General features: G+C 32.9%; 21 protein-coding genes and 1 other annotated feature (1 of these 22 only partly in view). Of the genes, 20 read left to right on the top strand and 1 reads right to left on the bottom strand.

Features of this window, described 5'->3' with window-relative positions; translation table 11 throughout:
* Positions 1–90 (top strand) — a binding site (T-box leader); it begins 98 nt to the left of the window's first position.
* A gap of 55 nt (positions 91–145) precedes the next feature.
* From hisS to pepT, 20 genes are all read left to right on the top strand, one after another.
* The gene (hisS, locus tag AC1RPH_RS03400) at positions 146–1459 is read left to right on the top strand and encodes a histidine--tRNA ligase (protein ID WP_481761361.1); all 1314 of its coding nucleotides are present in this window, start codon (positions 146–148) and stop codon (positions 1457–1459) included.
* On the top strand, positions 1456–3225 hold the full coding sequence (aspS, locus tag AC1RPH_RS03395) for an aspartate--tRNA ligase (RefSeq protein WP_481761360.1): 1770 nt from the start codon (positions 1456–1458) through the stop codon (positions 3223–3225). The genes hisS and aspS overlap by 4 nt, the downstream gene beginning before the upstream one ends.
* Before the next feature lie 110 nt (positions 3226–3335).
* Entirely contained in the window at positions 3336–3857 is a 522-nt protein-coding gene (gene msrA, locus AC1RPH_RS03390; RefSeq protein ID WP_409022479.1) for a peptide-methionine (S)-S-oxide reductase MsrA, read from the top strand.
* A gap of 149 nt (positions 3858–4006) precedes the next feature.
* Positions 4007–4882 carry a YitT family protein gene (locus tag AC1RPH_RS03385; RefSeq protein ID WP_409022480.1) on the top strand — a complete coding sequence of 292 codons (876 nt, stop codon included), beginning with the start codon at positions 4007–4009 and terminating at the stop codon, positions 4880–4882.
* A 207-nt stretch (positions 4883–5089) separates the two neighbouring features.
* On the top strand, positions 5090–6082 hold the full coding sequence (locus tag AC1RPH_RS03380; protein ID WP_481761359.1) for a CDP-glycerol glycerophosphotransferase family protein: 993 nt from the start codon (positions 5090–5092) through the stop codon (positions 6080–6082).
* A gap of 18 nt (positions 6083–6100) precedes the next feature.
* Positions 6101–6910 carry an ABC transporter permease gene (locus AC1RPH_RS03375; RefSeq protein ID WP_409022482.1) on the top strand — a complete coding sequence of 270 codons (810 nt, stop codon included), beginning with the start codon at positions 6101–6103 and terminating at the stop codon, positions 6908–6910.
* A 105-nt stretch (positions 6911–7015) separates the two neighbouring features.
* Positions 7016–7906: a deoxyribonuclease IV gene (locus tag AC1RPH_RS03370; RefSeq protein ID WP_409022483.1), complete on the top strand. Its 891-nt coding sequence runs from the start codon at positions 7016–7018 to the stop codon at positions 7904–7906.
* Between the two features lie 198 nt (positions 7907–8104).
* The gene (rpsU, locus tag AC1RPH_RS03365; protein WP_057973588.1) at positions 8105–8293 is read left to right on the top strand and encodes a 30S ribosomal protein S21; all 189 of its coding nucleotides are present in this window, start codon (positions 8105–8107) and stop codon (positions 8291–8293) included.
* Positions 8294–8310: 17 nt separating this feature from the next.
* On the top strand, positions 8311–8754 hold the full coding sequence (locus AC1RPH_RS03360; RefSeq protein ID WP_409022484.1) for a GatB/YqeY domain-containing protein: 444 nt from the start codon (positions 8311–8313) through the stop codon (positions 8752–8754).
* 107 nt (positions 8755–8861) lie between these two features.
* Complete coding sequence (gene ybeY, locus AC1RPH_RS03355; RefSeq protein ID WP_409022485.1) at positions 8862–9347, top strand: rRNA maturation RNase YbeY; 486 nt, start codon at positions 8862–8864, stop codon at positions 9345–9347.
* A complete protein-coding gene (locus AC1RPH_RS03350) occupies positions 9325–9729 on the top strand; it encodes a diacylglycerol kinase family protein (protein WP_409022486.1) in 405 nt (134 codons plus the stop codon). Before ybeY ends, AC1RPH_RS03350 begins: the two co-directional genes overlap by 23 nt.
* A 43-nt stretch (positions 9730–9772) precedes the next feature.
* The gene (gene era / locus AC1RPH_RS03345; RefSeq protein ID WP_409022487.1) at positions 9773–10678 is read left to right on the top strand and encodes a GTPase Era; all 906 of its coding nucleotides are present in this window, start codon (positions 9773–9775) and stop codon (positions 10676–10678) included.
* Between the two features lie 64 nt (positions 10679–10742).
* On the top strand, positions 10743–11534 hold the full coding sequence (gene recO, locus AC1RPH_RS03340; protein ID WP_481761411.1) for a DNA repair protein RecO: 792 nt from the start codon (positions 10743–10745) through the stop codon (positions 11532–11534).
* Between the two features lie 270 nt (positions 11535–11804).
* Positions 11805–12722, top strand: a complete 918-nt coding sequence (glyQ, locus tag AC1RPH_RS03335; protein ID WP_409022489.1) for a glycine--tRNA ligase subunit alpha — start codon at positions 11805–11807, stop codon at positions 12720–12722.
* 1 nt (position 12723) lies between these two features.
* Positions 12724–14799, top strand: a complete 2076-nt coding sequence (gene glyS, locus AC1RPH_RS03330; RefSeq protein ID WP_481761358.1) for a glycine--tRNA ligase subunit beta — start codon at positions 12724–12726, stop codon at positions 14797–14799.
* A 192-nt stretch (positions 14800–14991) separates the two neighbouring features.
* The gene (gene dnaG, locus AC1RPH_RS03325; RefSeq protein WP_481761357.1) at positions 14992–16842 is read left to right on the top strand and encodes a DNA primase; all 1851 of its coding nucleotides are present in this window, start codon (positions 14992–14994) and stop codon (positions 16840–16842) included.
* 14 nt (positions 16843–16856) lie between these two features.
* Positions 16857–17996: an RNA polymerase sigma factor RpoD gene (gene rpoD / locus AC1RPH_RS03320; protein WP_409022492.1), complete on the top strand. Its 1140-nt coding sequence runs from the start codon at positions 16857–16859 to the stop codon at positions 17994–17996.
* A gap of 97 nt (positions 17997–18093) precedes the next feature.
* Entirely contained in the window at positions 18094–18789 is a 696-nt protein-coding gene (locus AC1RPH_RS03315; protein ID WP_481761356.1) for a tRNA (adenine(22)-N(1))-methyltransferase, read from the top strand.
* Positions 18786–19583, top strand: a complete 798-nt coding sequence (locus tag AC1RPH_RS03310) for a Nif3-like dinuclear metal center hexameric protein (RefSeq protein ID WP_481761355.1) — start codon at positions 18786–18788, stop codon at positions 19581–19583. Before AC1RPH_RS03315 ends, AC1RPH_RS03310 begins: the two co-directional genes overlap by 4 nt.
* A gap of 57 nt (positions 19584–19640) precedes the next feature.
* Positions 19641–20891, top strand: a complete 1251-nt coding sequence (pepT, locus tag AC1RPH_RS03305; RefSeq protein ID WP_481761354.1) for a peptidase T — start codon at positions 19641–19643, stop codon at positions 20889–20891.
* 120 nt (positions 20892–21011) lie between these two features.
* On the opposite strand, the gene AC1RPH_RS03300 is transcribed toward pepT, so the two are convergent.
* Positions 21012–21200 (bottom strand): YjzD family protein, encoded by a 189-nt coding sequence (locus tag AC1RPH_RS03300; RefSeq protein WP_409022496.1) that lies wholly within the window; start codon positions 21198–21200, stop codon positions 21012–21014.
* Positions 21201–21207: the final 7 nt, after the last annotated feature.

The raw sequence follows: 21207 nt of genomic DNA, 5'->3' as shown, positions 1-21207 counted from the left end.
GAGGTGCGTGTGGTTAAATCACATGTCGTTTAAGTTGCGTTAAGCTATTAGTAAAAAATTAAGGTGGTACCGTGCAAAAGCACCCTTGTCGTATTTAGATGAGGGTGCTTTTTTGTATATAATGCCACAAATAGGAGGATTTATAATGAAATTTCAACGTCCCAAAGGAACAGCAGATATAATCCCAGCAGATTCAAAAAAATGGCAATATATTGAAGAAACCGCTAGAAATATATTCTCAAGTTACCAATATGATGAAATTAGAACACCACTTTTTGAACATTTTGAGGTTTTTTCAAGAACTTCAGGTGATACTTCTGATATTGTAACTAAAGAAATGTATGATTTTAAAGATAAAGGTGACCGCCATATAACACTTCGTCCTGAAGGAACAGCTGGAGTTGTTAGAGCGTATGTTGAAAATAAACTTTATGGCCCAGAAATTCAAAAGCCATTTAAAACGTATTATATTGGACCAATGTTTCGTTATGAAAGACCTCAATCTGGACGCTTACGTCAATTTCATCAAATTGGAGTTGAAGCCTTTGGGGTTGATAATCCAACACTTGATGTTGAAGTTATGGCAATGGCAATTGATTTCTTATCAAAATTTGGATTAACAAATTTAAAATTAGCTATTAATACTTTGGGAGATAATGATAGTCGTGATAATTATCGTGACGCATTAGTTGCATATTTACGTCCCTTCGCTGATCAATTAAGTGATGATTCAAAAGCACGTTTAGAAAAAAATCCACTACGCGTTTTGGATAGTAAAGATAAAGGTGATCAAGAAATTGTTAAAAATGCACCATCAATTCTAGATTACCTTAGTGAAGAGTCACAGGCTCATTTTAACCAAGTAAAAGTGTTACTTGATGCATTGGAAATTCCATATGAAGTTGATTCAACAATGGTTCGTGGACTTGATTATTATAACCATACCATTTTCGAAATTATGTCTGATTCAAAAGCATTTGGTGGGAAATTTACGACCATTTGTGCTGGTGGACGATATAATGGCCTTGTTGAGCAATTAGGTGGTCCTGAAACACCAGGGATTGGTTTTGGCTTGGGGATTGAAAGATTATTATTAGTTCTTGAAGCTGAAGATGCAAAATTACCCGTTGAACAAAGTTTAGATGTTTATGTTGTTGGTATTGGTGAAGAAACGAATACTGAAACACTAAAACTCGTGCAATCAATGCGTAAGGCAGGTTATTCAATTGAAAGAGATTATTTAAATCGTAAACCAAAAGGTCAATTTAAATCTGCTAATCGTATGAATGCTCATTTTGTTATGACTTTAGGTGAGAGCGAACTAGAAACACAAACTTTGAATTTTAAAAATATGAAAACAAGTCAAGAAATTATATTAAAATTAGAAGATGTATATACTGATTTTTCGAAAGTATATGAAAAGGCATTAAAATTAGAAATGGAGGCTGATGGAGAATGAAAAGAACAACATACAATGGTTTAGTTGATGAAACTTTTATTGGTCAAACAGTTACATTAAAGGGATGGGTACAAAAAAGACGCGATTTAGGAAATTTAATTTTTATTGATTTACGTGATCGTGAGGGCATTGTTCAACTGGTTTTTAGTCAAGAATTTGATTCCGAAGCTTTAAAGATTGCTGAAGAGTTACGTAATGAATTTGTTGTTGAGGTTGCAGGAAAAGTGACACAACGGGATGCTAAAGCAATCAACCCAAGAATGAAAACGGGTAAGATTGAAGTTGAAGTTCATAATGCAGTTATTTTGAATAAAGCAAAAACACCGCCATTTGAAATACAAGATGATATTAATGTTGTAGATGATACAAGATTAAAATATCGTTATTTAGACTTACGTCGTCCTGAAATGCAAAAATCATTAATGATTCGTAGCCGTATTACACAATCTGTTCACAGCTACTTAGATAATCAAAATTTTATTGATATTGAAACACCATATTTAACAAAATCAACACCTGAAGGGGCTCGTGACTATCTTGTACCTTCCCGTGTCTATCCTGGGCATTTTTATGCATTACCACAATCACCTCAATTATTTAAGCAATTATTGATGAATGCCGGATTTGATCGTTACTACCAAATTGCTCGTTGTTTTAGAGACGAAGATTTGCGTGGTGACCGTCAACCTGAATTTACGCAAATAGATTTAGAAACATCATTTATGTCTGCTGAAGAAATTCAAGATTTAACAGAAGGTTTATTAAAACGTGTAATGAAAGATACTTTAAATATTGACCTCGAATTACCATTACAACGTATGACTTGGAATGAATCAATGGCAAGATATGGTTCTGAAAAACCGGATATTAGATTTGATATGGAATTAAAAGATATGTCTGCTGCAGTTAAAGATATTGATTTTAAAGTATTTACTAATACTTTAAACAATGGTGGACTTGTTAATGCTATTGCGATTCCTGGTGGTGCCGATAAGTATTCACGCAAAGCGATTGATGCTAAAACGGCTTATATTGAACGTTTTGGTGCTAAAGGGTTAGCTTGGGTAAAAGTAACTGAAGAAGGATTTAGTGGCCCAATTGCTAAATTTTTAAATGACCATGTTGATGCAATTAAAGAAGCTGCTGGTGCAAATGTCGGAGATTTAATTTTGTTTGTTGCTGACAAAGCAAGTGTTGTTCGTGCATCATTAGGTTACTTACGTAATGATATTGCCAAAGAGATGGATATGATTGATGAAAATAGATTCGCCTTCCTTTGGGTTGTTGATTGGCCATTATTTGAATACAGTGAAGACTTTGACAAATTTATTGCTGCGCATCATCCTTTTACTATGCCAAATGAAGAAGATATTCATTTACTTGATGAAAATCCACATGAAGCACATGCACAAAGTTATGATATTATTTTGAATGGTTATGAATTGGGTGGTGGGTCAATCCGTATTCATAAACGCGATATTCAAGAAAAAATGTTTAAGGCTTTAGGATTTACTAAAGAAAGTGCGGAAGAACAATTTGGATTTTTCCTAGATGCACTTGATTATGGATTCCCACCACATGGTGGATTGGCTATTGGGTTAGACAGATTTGCTATGTTATTGGCAAAGAAAGATAACATTCGCGAAGTTATCGCGTTCCCTAAAAATTCAAAAGCATCAGAGCCATTGACGAATGCGCCTAGTCTAGTTGCAAGTAAGCAATTAGATGAATTATCGTTAAAAGTTGAAGAAAATAAATTAAAATAGACGTTTAAAAGACTAATGATTAAACTCATTAGTCTTTTTTAGGCATAAAAATATCAATATTATGTTAAGTGATTTATTATTATCATATATTAAGAGGGGGAATGATGATAATGAGTGAAAAAGCAATATTCGCTGGTGGTTGTTTTTGGTGCATGGTTGAACCGTTTGAAGAACAAGCAGGAATTTTAAATGTCGTATCTGGATATACAGGAGGACACACTAAAAATCCAACATATGAAGATGTTGTATCTGAAACAACGGGGCATACTGAGGCAGTTGAGATAACATTTGACCCTAAAAAAATTAATTACGCTCAGCTTGTTGAGATATATTGGCAACAAACAGATCCAACTGATGCGATGGGGCAATTTCAAGATAGGGGTAGTTCATATCGCCCAGTGATTTATACACTAAATGATGAGCAAAGAAAAATTGCGGAAACTTCAAGACAACTATTGATTGATAGTCATAGATTCAAAGAACCAATTGTTACAACTATAGAAGATGCAGGTCCATTTTATGCTGCTGAGGATTATCATCAAGAGTTTTATAAAAAGAATCCAAGAAGATTTGCTATGGAAGAAAACGGTGGACGGAATCAATTTAAACAATCTGTCTGGAAATCTAAATAAGTTAAAAGAGTCTTTTCGAATGAATTTTGAAAAGACTCTTTTTGTATAGATTAAGATTTACTTGATAAGTAAATGTCTAACTGTATCTGACCGTAATGAATGGTATAATATTCGTAACTTGTTAAAATGAAATGTGAGGTTTTTTGATCATGGACGATCTGCAACAAATTTTTAAGAAACATTCATACGCGGCCAAAGCTTCAACAGCATTTATATATGCGATATTAGTTTCGGTTGCGATGAACTTTTTTTGGACACCAGGAAAAATATATGCCTCTGGTATTACGGGGTTAGCGCAATTAGTAGCAACCCTCCTTAGTCGATATGCACCATTTCAAATATCGACTGCGTTACTCTTATTTCTTTTAAATGTACCAATGTTCATTTTGGCTTGGAATAAAATTGGTCACCGTTTTACTGTGTTTACTTTTCTAGCAGTTGTATTTTCAAGTATTATGATCAAAGCAATTACGCCAGTAACGTTAACAACGGATCCTATTATTTGCGCGATATTTGGTGGAGCTGTTAATGGATTTGGTACTGGATTAGCGCTTAGAAATGGAATTTCAACTGGTGGATTAGATATTATTGGCTTAACAATTAAAAAGAAAACAGGTAAAAGTATTGGAACTATTAATATTATTTTTAATGCTTTTATTGTTCTAGCAGCCGGTTTTATTTATGGTTGGCCATATGCTTTTTATTCTGCATTGGGATTATTTGTTAATGCTAGAGTCATGGATATGGTTTATACAAGACAACAAAAAATGCAAGTTATGATTGTGACGAGTCGTCCTAAGAGTGTGATTGATTCAATACAAAATCATATGCGTCGTGGAATCACAATTGTTAACGATGTTGAGGGTGCTTATCATCATGATGATAAGACACTTTTAATTACCGTTATTTCGAGATATGAACAAAATGAATTACATGATGCAATGGAAGAGTCAGACCCGGTCGCATTTGTTAGTATCTCAGAAAACGTTCAGATATGGGGACGTTTTTATGAGCAAGCATTATAAATAAAACTAAAGGATTAATAAGTTATGCAAATTAAAAAGATAATCTACTTATTTCTCATCAGACTATTTTCGTTACTGAATTTCTCTAAAAAAAGTACTAATATCAGCTATTTAATGAGTTTCGGTGGTAATAGTGACTTCATTCGGAAATTAAATCAAAGATGTTTAGATAATAATCAACATTTAATCATTTTTTATCGACCTTCTATGAAGTTAGAAATTAAGAATATCGAAGACTTAAATATTGAAACCAAAATATTTACTGAAAATATTTCTTTCGTATTAAATTTAATCCCTCTGATTTCTAAGAGTAACTTAATTTTTGTCGATAATTATTTTGCTTTTTTAGCCACAATGCATACAAAAAAAACAACCAAAATTGTTCAACTTTGGCATGCAAATGGGGCAATTAAATCGTTTGGTTGGGATGAGCCTAAGACAGCTGATCGATCAGCTGAAGATAAAAAACGATTTCAATCTGTCTATAATCAATTTGATGATTTTATTGTAGCGTCAGCTAAAATGGGGTCAGTATTTAAGAAAAGTTATCATGTTTCTGATAATCACATTTTAGAACTTGGATACCCTGCTACAGATAAATTTAAAGATAGCAATTGGATAAAATTAACAAAAAAAAATATTTTTAGTAGCCACCCAGACTTAATTAAGAAAAAAATCATTTTATACGCACCAACATATAGAGAAGATATAAATGGGGAAGTTATATTAGAAATACCAGATGATTTTTCTAATATTCAAGAATTATTAAATGATGAAACTAAGTTAATTATTAAATTACATCCGCATTTAAAGGACAAAGAGCTTGCCTTTAAAAAATTATTATCTAAGAATAATGATATTTTATGGGTGGATGAATACACAACTGGAGAATTGTTGGTCATCACAAATTGTTTAATTACAGATTATTCATCGGTTATTTTTGATTTCAGTTTATTGCCAAACGCTGAACGAGTTTTATTCTATTGTTTTGATTTAAAGAATTATGAAAGTAGTATTGGGATTCAATCGGATTTTAATAACTGGGTACCAGGACCGATTGTGCAAACAATGAGTGAACTAGTTGCTACTTATAAAGAATTCAAAAATAGTGATAGACAATTAGCAACATTTAATTTATTATGGAATACATCTAATGATGGGCATGCGACAGAGCGTGTTCTAGATTATTATTTTACTTAAATAAGGAGCGTCAATACATTGAAAAAAGTTATTTCAATTATAAAAGAACAATTTGAAAATTTACCAATTATATTTCGAGTTTCAAAATATGAAGATCGAGCAAGTTACCAAAGTCATTATTTAGGAATTGCATGGGAGTTTTTAAACCCAATGATTCAAATTGGTATTTACTATCTTGTTTTCGGTGTTGCCTTGCACGCTGGACAACAGATAGATGGGGTTAATTATTTTGCTTGGATGATGGTGGGTATCGCCCCATGGTTGTTTATGAATTCTAGTGTACTTGGTATGTCTCGTAGTGTTTATGAAAAAGTTGGATTAGTTGCTAAAATGAAATTTCCAGTTAGCGTACTACCAACAATTCGTATGGTCAGTCAAATGACTGCGTATTGGGTTATGTTCGGTTTTAGTATTATTGTTTTATTATTATCAGGTGTAACGCCCACTTTGTATTGGTTACAGTACATTTATTATTTTATCTGTATGATTGCATTTTTATTTGCTTTCGGTATTTTTAATTCAACCATCTCAATTTTAGCTCGTGATTACTATATAGCACTCCAATCGATTATGAGGGTTTTATTTTACATGTCAGGTATTTTATTCAATTTAAATTCTGGTAGTTTTCCTAAAGTTTTTGTTAGAATTCTACAAATAAATCCGTTTAACTATTTAGTCGCAGGGTTTAGAGAAACTTTCTTGAGCGAAGGTTGGTTTTTTAATAATCCAACACAACTATTACTATTTTGGTCAATCACATTAATGTTCCTCTTAATAGGATCACATTTACACTATAAATTTAGAGCTCATTTTGTTGATTTAATTTAAATATAAAAGATTTAGAAAACTTCCTGTCAGGTGAGTATTCTAAATCTTTTTTTATAATCAATGTTATAATACAATCAAGTTAAAATGCGAAAAGGGGTAAGGATAATGTTGATAGGATCACATGTTAGTATGAAGGGAAAAGATATGTTACTTGGTTCCGCCGAAGAGGCTTCGAATAATGGAGCAAGTACATTTATGATTTATACGGGAGCACCTCAAAATACAAGGCGAAAAGATATTTCAGAGATGAATATTCCAAAAGGTAAAGCCTTTATGGTGGAACATGGATTAAGTGATATAGTTGTTCATGCCCCTTATATTATCAATTTAGGAAATACAGTTAAACCAGAGAATTTTACATTTGCAATCAATTTTTTGAAAGCTGAAATAGATAGGGCCGAAGCATTAGGTGCTACTCAAATGACTCTCCATCCTGGTGCTCATGTAGGTGCGGGAGATGAAGCTGCAATTAAACATATCATTGAAGGATTAAACGAAGTTTTGACTTCAGACCAAAAAATTCAAATTGCTATTGAAACAATGGCGGGCAAGGGTACAGAGGTTGGACGAACATTTGAACAGATTGCACAAATGATTGATGGTGTGAAGTTGAATGATAAATTATCTGTTACGTTTGATACATGTCATACTAGTGATGCTGGATATAATATTAAAGATGACTTTGAATCTGTTATAGAAAAGTTTGATGATATTATTGGAATTGATCGATTGAAAGTCTTTCATATTAACGATTCAAAAAATGTTCAAGGAAGTCATAAAGATAGACATGCTAATATTGGCTTTGGTGAAATTGGGTTTGATGCATTAAATAGTATTGTACATGACGAAAGATTTAGTAAGGTACCTAAAATATTAGAAACACCATATGTAGGTGTAGATAAAAAAAATCAACAATCACCATATCAAAAAGAAATTTTGATGTTTAAAGAAAATACCTTTAATCCTAATCTATTAACGGAACTTGGGTTAAATTAAAGCTGTTTATTGATTTAGATCAATTGATTTATGCTTAATTTGTTAAAAAAAAGTATATTTTTTGTATTATCTCAAATATTTTATAAAAGATTTATTGACGGCGATAAAGACTTTAGTTATAATGAACAAGGACAGTTCGACGATGCAACTTAATGCATAAAAAGACGGTTACATTCAAGCTCGGAGGGAGGGATATCTATGTCAAAGACAGTCGTACGTAAAAACGAATCTCTCGATGATGCTCTTCGTCGCTTTAAACGTTCCGTTTCTAAAACAGGTACATTACAAGAATACCGTAAACGCGAATTCTATGAAAAGCCAAGTGTGAAACGTAAGAAGAAATCCGAAGCAGCAAGAAAGCGTAAAACAACTAAGAAACGCTTCTAGTCTAGGGAGGAATCACGTTGAGTCTATTAGAAACACTTAATAACGATTTAAAACAAGCGATGAAAGCAAAAGACAAACAAACTTTAAGTACTGTAAGAATGCTTAAAGCAGCTGTTACAAACGAAGAAATTAAAGCAGGTCATGATTTATCAGTTGATGATGAAACTGTTTTATTGGCTCGCGAGTTAAAACAACGCAAAGAATCTTATGCAGAATTCAAAGATGCCGGTCGAGATGATCTTTTAGAAAATCTTGATATGGAAATAAAAATTGTCGAAAAATATTTACCTGAACAATTATCAGCTGAAGAAGTTACTGATGTCGTGAAAGAAGTTATTTCACAAGTTGGTGCAACATCAAAAGCTGATTTTGGAAAAGTCATGGGTGCGGTTATTCCTAAACTTAAGGGACGCGCTGATGGTAAGGTTATAAGTGAGACAGTTAAATCATTATTAAATTAGCGAAAAAGGAATTACAATTCAACTTGAATTGTAGTTCCTTTTTTTTTATGCTATTATTTGAGTTGAGTAACTTTGGGACATATAAAACGAATTTAAAGAGGGTTATTATGGATTTAGAAATTTTTGACCACACTAAGGCAGAACCAGAAAAAAATATAACATTAATTAAAGAAATTCTTAATTTTGCGGGTAAGAAAATAAAATTACCTGATGAAACAGAAATGTCAGTTACTTTAATGAATAATGAAGAAATTCACAAAATTAATCGTGAATATCGAAATGTAGATAGACCAACTGACGTCATCAGCTTCGCAATCGAAGAAGATGGAGATGATATGCCAATTATTTTTCCTGATGATGAAGGTATGGATATGCCTGAAATTGCTAAAAATATCGGTGATATCATGATTTCAACTGAAAAAGTTGCTGAACAAGCAGTTGATTATGGTCATTCTTATGAACGTGAATTGGGATTTTTGACAGTCCATGGGTTCTTACACCTAAATGGTTACGATCATATGGAACCTGAAGATGAAAAAGAAATGTTTGGATTACAAACAGAGATATTAGATGCTTATGGCCTTAAACGATAAGCGCCAAGTTAAAAAAAATCGAACATTTTTGTTGTCACTAGGACATTCTCTAGATGGCCTTGTTACGGTTTTTAAAGAAGAAAGAAATATGAAAAAACATGTAGCCATGATGATACTAGTATCTATTTGTGCGGCAATTTTTCAAATTTCTGAAACAGAGTGGCTATGGCTAGCTCTTAGCATTAGTATGGTTATTATTAATGAAGTTTGGAACACAGTTATAGAGAATCTGGTTGATCTGACAACTGGTCATAAATATAATGAGATTGCAAAAAAAGTTAAAGATATGTCAGCTGCTGCTGTCTTACTTTCGGCACTATTTGCGATGATTGTTGGATGTCTTATTTTTATCCCACAACTGTTAGAATTAGTTTTTGATTAGTCAATTATAATAAAAGGTACATAAATAAGAGGAGAATTAATTAATGCAAAATAAAAAGTTTCATTCAGGATTTGTGGCAATTTTAGGACGACCAAATGTTGGAAAATCAACATTTTTAAACAATGTTATGGGTCAAAAAATTGCTATTATGAGTGATAAGGCACAAACGACCAGAAATAAAATTCAAGGTATTTATACAACAGATGATGCACAAATTGTCTTTATTGATACACCTGGTGTTCATAAACCAAAGAGTCGTTTAGGTGATTTTATGGTCAAATCAGCACTTTCAACACTTGGTGAAGTTGATGCTATTTTATTTATGGTTAATGCAACAGAAAAACGTGGACCAGGAGATAATTTTATTATTGATCGATTAAAAGATACTAAGAAACCAATTTATTTGGTTATTAATAAAATTGACCAAATTCACCCTGATGAAATATTAGCTATTGTGGAAACGTATCGAGAATCTTTGGACTATAAAGAAGTTTTCCCAATTTCAGCACTTAAAGGAAATAACGTCGATGAGCTTGTTGATTCATTAATTAGTGAATTACCTGAAGGACCCCAGTTTTACCCAGAAGATCAAATTACAGATCATCCAGAACGTTTTGTTATGGGTGAACTAATTCGTGAAAAAGTTTTACAATTAACACGAGAAGAAGTTCCTCACTCAGTTGCCGTTTTGGTTGAAGATATAAAAAAAGAGGACGAAGAAAAATTGCACATTTCTGCAACAATTATCGTTGAACGTCCAACGCAAAAAGGTATTATTATTGGTAAAGGTGGTAAAATGTTAAAAGATATCGGTGTTAAAGCTAGAAAAGATATCGAAACGATGCTTGGTGATCGCGTTTATTTGGAACTTTGGGTTAAAGTTCAAAAAAATTGGCGAGATAAACAGACTGATTTAAAAGCATTTGGTTACCGTGAAGATGACTATTAAGAAGTAACTAATGATCGGAACAAGATAATTTTTGTTCCGATTTTTATTTGCTCATGGAAAGGGGATGCATAGTATCGTTCAGAATAATGCAGATTTTGAAGGGATTTTACTTTATCGTAAAGAATATAAAGAACGTGATCTTTTAGTGAAATTTTTAACCGATCGTTATGGTAAAAAAATGTTTTTTATTAAAGGTGCTAGAAAACGAGGATTCAAATTATCTGCTGCTTTACTACCATTTACAATCGGAACTTACAGTGGGAGTATAAATGACAACGGATTATCATTTATTAATACTGCTAAAGAGTTTGAACAATTTCAAACGATTTCACAGGATATAATCAGTAATGCTTATACCATTTATATTTTTAGTTTAATTGATGCTGCATTCAAAGATAACGAACCCATCTCTGTTTGGTACCGAAAAGTTGTGACAGCAATTCGATTGATTAACGAAGAATTTGATCCAGAAATTATTACAAATATTATTGAAATTCAGCTATTAACAGTTTTTGGTGTACAGCCTCAATTGCAGGTCTGTGCAGTTGGTGGCGAAACGCAGGGAGAATTTGATTATTCAGAATCTTACGGTGGGCTACTGTGTTCTAAACATTGGTATCTTGATAATAATCGACTTCATGCTACTCAAAAAACAATTTTTTATTTGAGACAATTTTCTGTAGTGAATCTTGATAAATTAAATTCAATCAAGGTTGCTGAGAGTACCAAAAAGGAATTACGTCGTATTATTGATGTTATTTATGATAATAGTGTTGGATTAAATTTGAAAAGTAAAAAATTTATCGATGGAATCAGTTCTTGGCCAGTCTCATTAAAGAAAAATACTGAAATATAATTGACAAATACTTATTTCTAAACTATGATTATAGAGAAATAAATAGCGGGATTATGATGAAAAAGGGTAAGAATAGTTATTAAAGCGAACTTAGGATTAGTGCAAGCTAAGTAATTAATTATTTTTATTGGCATTTTCGGAGTCCTTTGTTAATGAAGCTGCTGGTTGAATTGAACCAGAAGTAGGGTGGAACCGCGATATTAAAATCGTCCCTATGTGGTCTATAAGACTGCATAGGTTTTTTTGTGCTTAAAAATAAGGAGGAATACTATGTCAAAAAAGTTAGCTGTTCAAGATATTATTATGACATTACAAAAATTCTGGGCTGATCAGGGTTGTATGTTAATGGAGGCTTATGATACAGAAAAAGGTGCTGGAACTATGAGCCCTTACACATTTTTACGTGCAATTGGACCAGAACCATGGAATGCTGCATACGTTGAACCTTCAAGACGTCCTGCAGATGGTCGTTATGGCGAAAATCCCAATCGTTTGTACCAACATCATCAATTTCAAGTTGTGATGAAACCATCTCCTGCAAATATTCAAGATTTATATTTGGATAGTTTGCGTGCATTAGGTATTGATCCAGCTGAACATGATATTCGATTTGTTGAAGACAACTGGGAAAACCCATCAATGGGTTGTGCTGGTGTTGGCTGGGAAGTTTGGCTTGATGGTATGGAAGTTACACAATTTACTTATTTCCAACAGGTTGGTGGATTAGAGGTACATCCCGTCACTAGTGAAGTTACTTATGGTTTAGAGCGCCTTTCTTCATATATTCAAGATGTTGAGAGTGTTTATGATCTTGAATGGGCTGATGGGGTCATGTACGGCGACATATTTAAAGAACCAGAATATGAAAATTCTAAATATTCATTTGAAGAAAGCAATCAAGAAATGTTATTTAATTTGTTTGATGTATATGAAACAGAAGCCAAAAAACAGATTGCCAATGGGTTAGTTCATCCGGCATACGATTATGTTTTAAAATGTAGTCATACATTTAATTTATTAGATGCTCGAGGAGCCGTTTCTGTTACTGAACGTGCTGGATATTTAGCAAGAATTAGAAATATGGCTAAATCAATTGCTAAAGTTTTCGTACAGGAGCGTAAAAAATTAGGCTACCCATTACTAAAAGATGAAAAACTTCGTAGTAAATTATTAAAGGAGGATAAATAAGATGACACATTCCTTTTTATTAGAAATTGGGTTAGAAGAAATTCCTGCTCATGTTGTTACACCTAGCCAAAATCAATTGGCTAAACGTGTAGGTGACTTTTTAACAGAGCAACGGTTATCATTTGACGAAATAAAGGCATTCTCAACACCCAGACGTTTAGCTGTTGAAGTGACTGGTTTGGCTGATAAACAAGCAGATATTCAAGAAGAAGCTAAAGGACCTGCAAAGAAAATTGCCATGGATGATGAAGGAAATTGGTCTAATGCTGCAAAAGGCTTTGTCCGTGGACAAGGAGTAACAACAGACGATATAACGTTTAAAGAATTAAAAGGCGTTGAGTATGTCTATGTAAATAAATTTATCGCTGGTAAATCTGCCAAAGATATTTTGGTTCAGATTAAAGATGTGATTGAAGCGATGACATTCCCAACAATGATGCACTGGGCAAATTATGACTTTAAATATGTTAGACCAATTCGTTGGATAGTTGCGTTACTTGATAGTGACGTTATTCCATTCAGTATTTTAAATATTAAATCTGGCCGCCAAACGCAAGGCCATCGTTTTTTAGGAGAAGCTGTAGATTTAGCCTCAGTAACAGAGTATGTTAAAAAATTAGAAGAACAATATGTAATCGTTGATTCTAATAGACGAAAAGAAATGATTAGAACACAAATTACTAATCTTGAAAATAATCAAGACTGGCATATTATTCTTGATGAGGATCTTTTGGAAGAAGTTAACAATTTAGTTGAATATCCAACAGTATTTTCTGGTCATTTTGATAAGAAATATTTAGATATTCCTGATGTTGTTCTAATGACTTCAATGAAAGACCATCAAAGATTCTTTTATGTGCGTGGCCAAAACGATGAAATCTTACCAATGTTCGTCTCAGTTCGTAATGGGACAGAAGCTAACATTGCTAACGTCGAAGCAGGCAATGAAAAGGTTCTTACAGCACGATTGGAAGATGCTGCATTTTTCTACCAAGAAGATCAAAAACAAACGATTAATGATTATGTAGAGCGATTAAAAAATGTCACATTCCATGATAAAATTGGATCAATGTCTGAAAAAATGGAACGTGTTCAATTAATGGCACAAATCATTGGTAAACGCCTTGGCTTAAATGACCATGAATTATCTCTTTTACAAAGAACAAGTGAAATTTATAAATTTGATTTGGTAACAGGGATGGTTGGAGAATTTTCTGAACTTCAAGGAATTATGGGTGAGAAATATGCCTTGCTAATGGGCGAAAATCCAACTGTTGCACAAGCAATTTCTGAACACTATATGCCAATTAGTGCTGATGGCGAACTACCTAAATCAAAAATTGGTGCAGTTTTAGCAATTGCTGATAAGTTGGACAGCATGTCAAGTTTCTTCTCAGTTGGATTAATTCCAACTGGATCAAATGATCCCTATGCACTTCGTCGTCAAGCGTTTGGGATAGTTAGAATTGTTGAAGATCGTCAGTGGCATTTTTCACCACTTGAGGTACTGAACGATATTAAGGAATTGGCAACGATACATCCAGATTTATTTACCAAGATGACTGTTGGCGAAAATGATAAAGATATTTTAAGTTTTGTTAATGATCGTATGAAGCAATGGCTTTCAAATAAAAACGTCAGTTATGATGTAATTGAAAGTGTTGTTGAAAGTACAGATGCAGATTTATTAGTTATGTCAGAGGCCGCTGTAACCTTAGAAAATCATAAAAATGATAAGGATTTCAAGGAGACCGTTGAAGCAATCAATCGTGTATTAAAGCTAGCAGATAAAAATGAGGCAACTAATCTAGTTGTTGAACAAGTATTATTAGATAATACTGCTGAAAAAGATTTATTTGAACGAGTTGAAATAATCCAAAGTCAGTTGGCAGATTTAACGTCAGAGAAGTTATATACTACATTAAGCGAGATTCGTCCGCTAATTGAAAATTATTTTGACCAGACAATGGTTATGGTTGATGATACAAAAATTAAAAATAATCGCTTAAATCAATTGAGTTTAATTGCTAAGATGAGTTCAAAATTAGGTAATTTAAGTAAATTAAATATTAAGTAATATAAAAATGAGAATTTATCTGTGAAGATAAATTCCTTTTTTGTTTGGTAATAGAATCAGAATAGTCATATTTGACAAAAGTGTCTATTACTTGAAGCTAATAATTGTATTTATGTCAAATAAATGCTATTATTATGGGTACTCAAAATATAGGTAACTTCGTATCGTTAGTTTTGGAGGTGAGTAGTTGGAATGAGAATACCCGAAAACGTAATTGAACAGGTGCGAACTAGTGTGAATATTACTGATATCATTAGTCAGTATGTCGGATTAAAAAAATCTGGTAGTAATTTTATGGGTTTATGTCCATTTCATGAAGAAAAAACGCCTTCATTTTCTGTAAGCGAAGAGAAACAAATTTTTCACTGTTTTAGCTGTGGAAGAGGTGGGAATGTTTTTAAGTTCTTAATTGAGCTAGAGGGACTTAGCTTTCCAGAATCTGTCAATAAAGTTGCAGAATTTTCAGGAATGGATATCGATAGTAAATATTCTGAATCTCAGTCAGCAAGGACACAAGAATCAACTGAAAATCGTCAGTTAAAGCAAATTCATGATGACGGTGCTAAATTATATCAACACATTTTAATGAATACAGAAATGGGTCAAAAGGCATTAGATTACCTGCATAATCGTGGTATAACGGATGAAATTATCAAAACTTTCCAAATTGGATTTGCGCCTGGGAAATCGGTCTTACAAGATTTTTTTAAGGAAAAGAAAGTAGACTATCAATTATTAAGGCAGTCTGGACTATTTATTGAAAATCAAACAGGTGATTTGCGTGAACGATTTATTGATCGAGTGATGTTTCCGATTAGAAATCAAAATGGTCAAGTTGTTGCCTTTTCAGGTCGTCTGCTTGAAAAAAATAAAGAATTACCTAAATATTTAAACAGTCCTGAAACGCCTATTTTTAATAAAAGAGAGATTCTATTTAATTACGATTTGGCAAAAAAAGAAATTCGGACAGAAGGAAATGTTATTTTGTTCGAAGGATTTATGGATGTTTTAGCAGCATACCGCTCTGGAGTTAAAAATGGTGTCGCCTCTATGGGAACAAGTTTAACAAATGAACAAATTTATTTGTTAGAACGTTCAACATCACAATTAAATATTTGTTATGATGGGGATGAACCCGGGCAAAATGCAACAAATCGTGCTTTGAACCTGCTAGCGAATCAGACAAAAATGAAAGTTGGCGTGCTAGCCATTCCTAACGGTATGGATCCTGATGAGTTTGTTAAAAAAAATGGTAAAGAAGCGTTTCTGGAGTTAGCTCACTCTGCTCGAGAGACGGTTATTTCATTCAAAATGAATTTTTTGAAACGAAATAAAAACTTAAAAAATGAAAGTGAGCAAATTGATTATATTGATCAAGTACTACAAGTTTTAACTACAATTAAAACGCCGTTTGAGCAAGATATTTATATTAATCAGTTGGCAGATGAATTTAAAATTGATAAAGGAATTCTAAGACAACAGTTAATTGATTTAGTTGCCGTTCAACCAAAAGTAGTGCAACAAGTTAATCAAGTTCCAAGGGTTCGAACAGATGAACCACCTGTAGAAAATCGCTCAGAGGTCATGAGCGATGAAAAAATTGATCGTGTTGAAAGAGCTGAAAGATTATTGCTTTATCGTATATTACATGATCATACAGCTTGGCTGAAAATTCGATCAATTGATGATTTTAGTTTTGTTCATGATAGTTATCAGTTAATATATACGTTAGCTGAAGGCTATTTAGAATTACATGAGCAATATGAAATTGCTAGTTTTTTAGATTACTTGCCAGAAGAGTCTTCAAAGAGATTTTTAATGCAAATAGAGCTGATGACAGTTGCAGAAGAGTCTTCAGAGGATGAATTTGATGATTGTGTGTCCGTCATTATGAATGATTCGCCGATGGAACAATCAATTAATCAAGTTCGATCAGATCTTATGGAAGCAAATCGTCTTGGCAATACAGAACTAACCAATGAATTATCAGTTAAGTTAATTGCATTATATCAAAAACAACAAGTACCACGAACATCCATCTAAGGGAGGAATTATTAATGGTAAAAAAAGTAGAAAAAGTTGAAGAATCAGAATTTGACGAAAAAGGCTTTAAAAAAGCACAAACGAAGTTGATCAAGGAATATAAAGTAAAAAAAGAAATTAAGTATGATAATTTAACAGATGAACTAGCAACACCATTCCATTTAGATGCTGATCGTATGGATAAATTACTTCAAAAAGTCGCAGATGCTGGTATTGCTGTTGTTGATGAAGAGGGAAACCCAAGTGAACATAGTTTAAAAGCAGCTGAAAAAGTTACAAAGAAAGCTTTAAAAGACACATCAGCACCAACTGGAATAAAAATTAATGACCCAGTTAGAATGTATTTGAAAGAAATTGGTCGTGTTAACCTTTTAAAAGCTGAAGAAGAAGTTGCTTTAGCATTAAAAATTGAAGAAGGCGACGAAGAAGCAAAACAAAAATTGGCAGAAGCTAATTTACGTTTAGTTGTTTCAATTGCTAAACGTTACGTTGGTCGTGGAATGCAATTTCTTGATTTAATTCAAGAGGGTAACATGGGATTAATGAAGGCTGTTGAGAAATTTGATTATCGTAAAGGATTTAAATTCTCAACATATGCGACATGGTGGATTAGACAAGCAATTACACGTGCTATTGCTGATCAAGCACGTACAATTAGAATTCCAGTTCATATGGTTGAAACAATTAATAAATTAATCAGAATTCAACGCCAATTATTACAAGAACTTGTTCGCGAACCAATTCCTGAAGAAATTGGTGCTGAAATGGATATGCCAGCTATGCCAGCCGAAAAAGTTCGTGAAATTTTAAAAATTGCTCAAGAACCTGTTTCATTAGAGACACCAATTGGTGAAGAAGATGATTCACATTTAGGTGATTTTATTGAAGATCAAGATGCAACTAGTCCAGCTGACCATGCGGCTTATGAACTCTTGAAGGAGCAACTAGAAAATGTTCTTGATACATTAACAGATCGTGAAGAAAATGTTCTGCGTTTAAGATTCGGTCTTGATGATGGTCGCACAAGAACACTTGAAGAAGTTGGTAAAGTGTTTGGAGTGACACGTGAACGTATTCGTCAAATTGAAGCTAAAGCATTACGTAAACTACGCCATCCATCTCGTTCAAAACAATTAAAAGATTTCTTAGAATAAAAAATTTAAGGACCATTATAAAACGAAACCTGTTTTATAATGGTCCTTTTTTAGTTATAATAAGAAAAGATAAGATACGAAAGAAGAGGATCAAGAAATGGATGCACGACATTTATCAGATCGATTAGTTCGAGTTGCAAAATTTGTACCAAAAAATGCACGATTGGCCGATATTGGATCGGATCATGCTTACTTACCTGCGTATTTAGCTATTAATAAAATTATTTCATATGCTGTTGCTGGAGAAGTAGCTAAAGGGCCTTATGAAAATGCCGTAACAGAAATTAATACAGAACGATTAGACCACATGATAATGCCAAGATTAGCTAATGGGTTAAAGGCAATTAAATTAGACGATAATATTGATACTATCACAATTGCCGGAATGGGTGGCCCTTTAATAAAGGATATATTTACTGCCGATTTAGAAAAATTAACGGGTGTCCGTCGTTTAATTATTCAACCTAATGTTGGACAAAAATTAATAAGAGAATGGTTAATGGATCATTCATATCAAATTATTGATGAAGATATTGTCGAAGACGACCATCATGTCTATGAAATTATTGTTGCTGAGAAAGTTAACACTAAAATGAGCTACTCGATATTAGATTTAAAGTATGGACCTAAATTAAGAATTGAGCAAAGCGATGTATTCAAAGCTAAATGGCACAAGCAAATGGAAAAAAAGCGTAAAGTTTTAAAAAATTTTGAGGCAGCAAATAAAGTTCCTATTGATAAAAAAAGGATATTAGAAGTTGATATCAAAGAAATTGAGGAGATGCTGGGATGACAAAAATTATTGATTTAGTCAATCAATTCGAAGTATTTGCTCCAAAAAGTATGGCTGAAATTGGTGATCCAGTAGGCCTACAATTAGGTGATATTAATAATACTGTTACTAAAGTAATGACAACTTTAGATGTTCGTCCAGAAGTTGTCCAAGAAGCAATTAATAAAAATGTAGATTTTATTTTCGCACATCATCCATTAATATTTAGACCGGCAAAAAATTTGGATACTACGAATCCTCAAAATAAAATGTATGCCGATTTATTGAGTCATAATATAACAGTGTATGCAGCTCATACTAATTTAGACAATGTTACAGGTGGGATGAATGATTGGTTAGCGAGTCGTTTAAAATTACAAGAAACAATCCCGTTAGTGCATACAAATAGTTCAGATTATGGAATGGGTCGAATCGGAAATTTAACTAGTCCTATGACTGTTATTGAATTTTCTGAATATTGTAAGAAGCAATTTAACATAAGTGGATTAAGACTGATTTCTAATGATTTGACGCAATCAATTAAGCGTGTTGCAGTTCTAGGTGGTGATGGTGGTAAATTTTATCATGAGGCAATTAAGCAGCAGGCGGATGTTTACGTAACAGGAGATGTCTACTACCACACGGCTCATGACATGTTAGCAGAAGGGTTGTCAGTTATTGATCCGGGCCATCATGTTGAAAGTATCTGTAAAGCACAATTGAAACGGTTATTTGGAGAATGGAATCTAGAAAATAATTGGCAAATTGAGATTATTGAATCAGATATTAATACAGATCCATTTCAGTTTATTTAATTTTAAAATTAGAGTATGATTAGAGATATTAAATAATAGATTAGGAGATACGCTATCATGACAAAATATGAAGAATTAATTCCACGTTTTATTAAGTATGTTAAAGTAGAAACTCGTTCTGATGAAAATTCAGGGGTAACTCCTTCAACGCAAACTCAAGTTGAATTTGCGAAAGAATTAAAGGAAGAACTTTTACAAATTGGATTAAAGGATGCACGTATTTCTAAAAAAAGTGGGTATGTTTTAGCAACATTACCAAGTAATTTAGAAGCTGGTAAAAACGTTAAAGCGGTTGGTTTTATTTCACATATGGATACAGCTGCATTTACAGCAGAGGGTGTTAACCCCCAATTCGTTGAAAATTATGATGGCGAATCTGATATTAATCTTGACGATGATGGTAAATTTAAACTAACTATTAAAGAATTTCCAAATTTAAAAAATTATAAAGGCAATACATTAATTACAACAGATGGTTCAACACTATTAGGATCAGATGATAAATCGGGAGTAGCTGAAATTATTACTGCTGTAGCTTATTTAGTTGCACATCCTGAAATTAAGCATGGTGACATTAAAGTTGGTATTGGACCTGATGAGGAAATTGGGGTAGGTGCTGATAAATTTGACGTAGCCGATTTTGGAGCTGATTTAGCTTACACTGTTGATGGTGGACCATTAGGTGAATTAGAATATGAAACATTTAATGCTGCTCAAGCAGTCGTTTCAATTCAAGGTAAGGAAGTTCATCCTGCAACTGCTAAAGGTGTTTTAATTAATGCAAGTAAGTTAGCAAATCAATTTGACTCATTATTACCACAAGATGAAGTACCTGAAAAAACTGAAGGCCGCGAAGGTTTTTACCATTTAATTTCAGTAGAAGGTACAGTTGATGAAGCAAAAATGGTATATATTATTCGTGATCATGATCGCCAAAAATTCGAAGATCGCAAAAAGTATATGATGGGTATTGCTGATAAAATGAATGCTGATTTTGATTCTGAACGTGTGACAATTGATATGGTAGATCAATATTACAATATGCGTGAAGTAATCGAGAAGGATATGACTGTTGTGACTGTTGCTAAAGAAGCTATGGAAAATTTAGCAATTAAACCGGATATCTATCCAGTACGTGGTGGGACAGATGGTTCAAAAATCTCATTCATGGGATTACCAACACCAAATATATTTGCTGGAGCAGAAAATATGCATGCGCGATTTGAATTTGTTTCAGTTGAAACAATGGAAAAAGCAACGGATGTTGTTCTAGAAATTATAAAATTAGTATCTGAAGAAACAAAATAGGTATTATTAAATAGTGTGGATGAGTTAAACTAGAGGACATATTGAGACCTTTCTTTCTCAAATTTTTCCTTATAGTCTTATAAAGCCAAAAAAAAGATAAACTAATTAGTTTATCTTTTTTTATTTATCTGATTTAGGATCTTTGAGAATGGCGTAGAGGCAATTTACGACAATTAAGCCGGTAACTGCAAAAATAATACCGATTAACAAAACTGGTGCAAACAATGTACCAGTTAGTGAGCTTACGATATAACCAATTACTTCACCAAAAATGAAGCCCCAAAAGAGAATTGTTAATTGTTTCATCATAGAACAG

The sequence above is a fragment of the Dellaglioa sp. CoH-57-MRSF-16 genome (assembly GCF_056782055.1).
Note: the sequence above shows the minus strand (reverse complement) of the source record. Positions and strands in the feature narration are given on the sequence as shown.

Excerpts from the sequence above, each read along its gene's own strand:
- era (WP_409022487.1), top strand. The coding sequence starts at position 9,773 with ATGCAAAATAAAAAGTTTCATTCAGGATTTGTGGCAATTTTAGGACGA.
- aspS (WP_481761360.1), top strand. The coding sequence starts at position 1,456 with ATGAAAAGAACAACATACAATGGTTTAGTTGATGAAACTTTTATTGGT.
- AC1RPH_RS03300 (WP_409022496.1), bottom strand. The coding sequence starts at position 21,200 with ATGATGAAACAATTAACAATTCTCTTTTGGGGCTTCATTTTTGGTGAA.
- msrA (WP_409022479.1), top strand. The coding sequence starts at position 3,336 with ATGAGTGAAAAAGCAATATTCGCTGGTGGTTGTTTTTGGTGCATGGTT.
- rpsU (WP_057973588.1), top strand. The coding sequence starts at position 8,105 with ATGTCAAAGACAGTCGTACGTAAAAACGAATCTCTCGATGATGCTCTT.
- hisS (WP_481761361.1), top strand. The coding sequence starts at position 146 with ATGAAATTTCAACGTCCCAAAGGAACAGCAGATATAATCCCAGCAGAT.
- AC1RPH_RS03370 (WP_409022483.1), top strand. The coding sequence starts at position 7,016 with ATGTTGATAGGATCACATGTTAGTATGAAGGGAAAAGATATGTTACTT.
- AC1RPH_RS03315 (WP_481761356.1), top strand. The coding sequence starts at position 18,094 with ATGGATGCACGACATTTATCAGATCGATTAGTTCGAGTTGCAAAATTT.
- AC1RPH_RS03310 (WP_481761355.1), top strand. The coding sequence starts at position 18,786 with ATGACAAAAATTATTGATTTAGTCAATCAATTCGAAGTATTTGCTCCA.
- recO (WP_481761411.1), top strand. The coding sequence starts at position 10,743 with ATGCATAGTATCGTTCAGAATAATGCAGATTTTGAAGGGATTTTACTT.
- glyQ (WP_409022489.1), top strand. The coding sequence starts at position 11,805 with ATGTCAAAAAAGTTAGCTGTTCAAGATATTATTATGACATTACAAAAA.
- AC1RPH_RS03350 (WP_409022486.1), top strand. The coding sequence starts at position 9,325 with ATGCTTATGGCCTTAAACGATAAGCGCCAAGTTAAAAAAAATCGAACA.
- AC1RPH_RS03380 (WP_481761359.1), top strand. The coding sequence starts at position 5,090 with ATGAAGTTAGAAATTAAGAATATCGAAGACTTAAATATTGAAACCAAA.
- dnaG (WP_481761357.1), top strand. The coding sequence starts at position 14,992 with ATGAGAATACCCGAAAACGTAATTGAACAGGTGCGAACTAGTGTGAAT.
- rpoD (WP_409022492.1), top strand. The coding sequence starts at position 16,857 with ATGGTAAAAAAAGTAGAAAAAGTTGAAGAATCAGAATTTGACGAAAAA.
- ybeY (WP_409022485.1), top strand. The coding sequence starts at position 8,862 with ATGGATTTAGAAATTTTTGACCACACTAAGGCAGAACCAGAAAAAAAT.
- pepT (WP_481761354.1), top strand. The coding sequence starts at position 19,641 with ATGACAAAATATGAAGAATTAATTCCACGTTTTATTAAGTATGTTAAA.
- glyS (WP_481761358.1), top strand. The coding sequence starts at position 12,724 with ATGACACATTCCTTTTTATTAGAAATTGGGTTAGAAGAAATTCCTGCT.
- AC1RPH_RS03385 (WP_409022480.1), top strand. The coding sequence starts at position 4,007 with ATGGACGATCTGCAACAAATTTTTAAGAAACATTCATACGCGGCCAAA.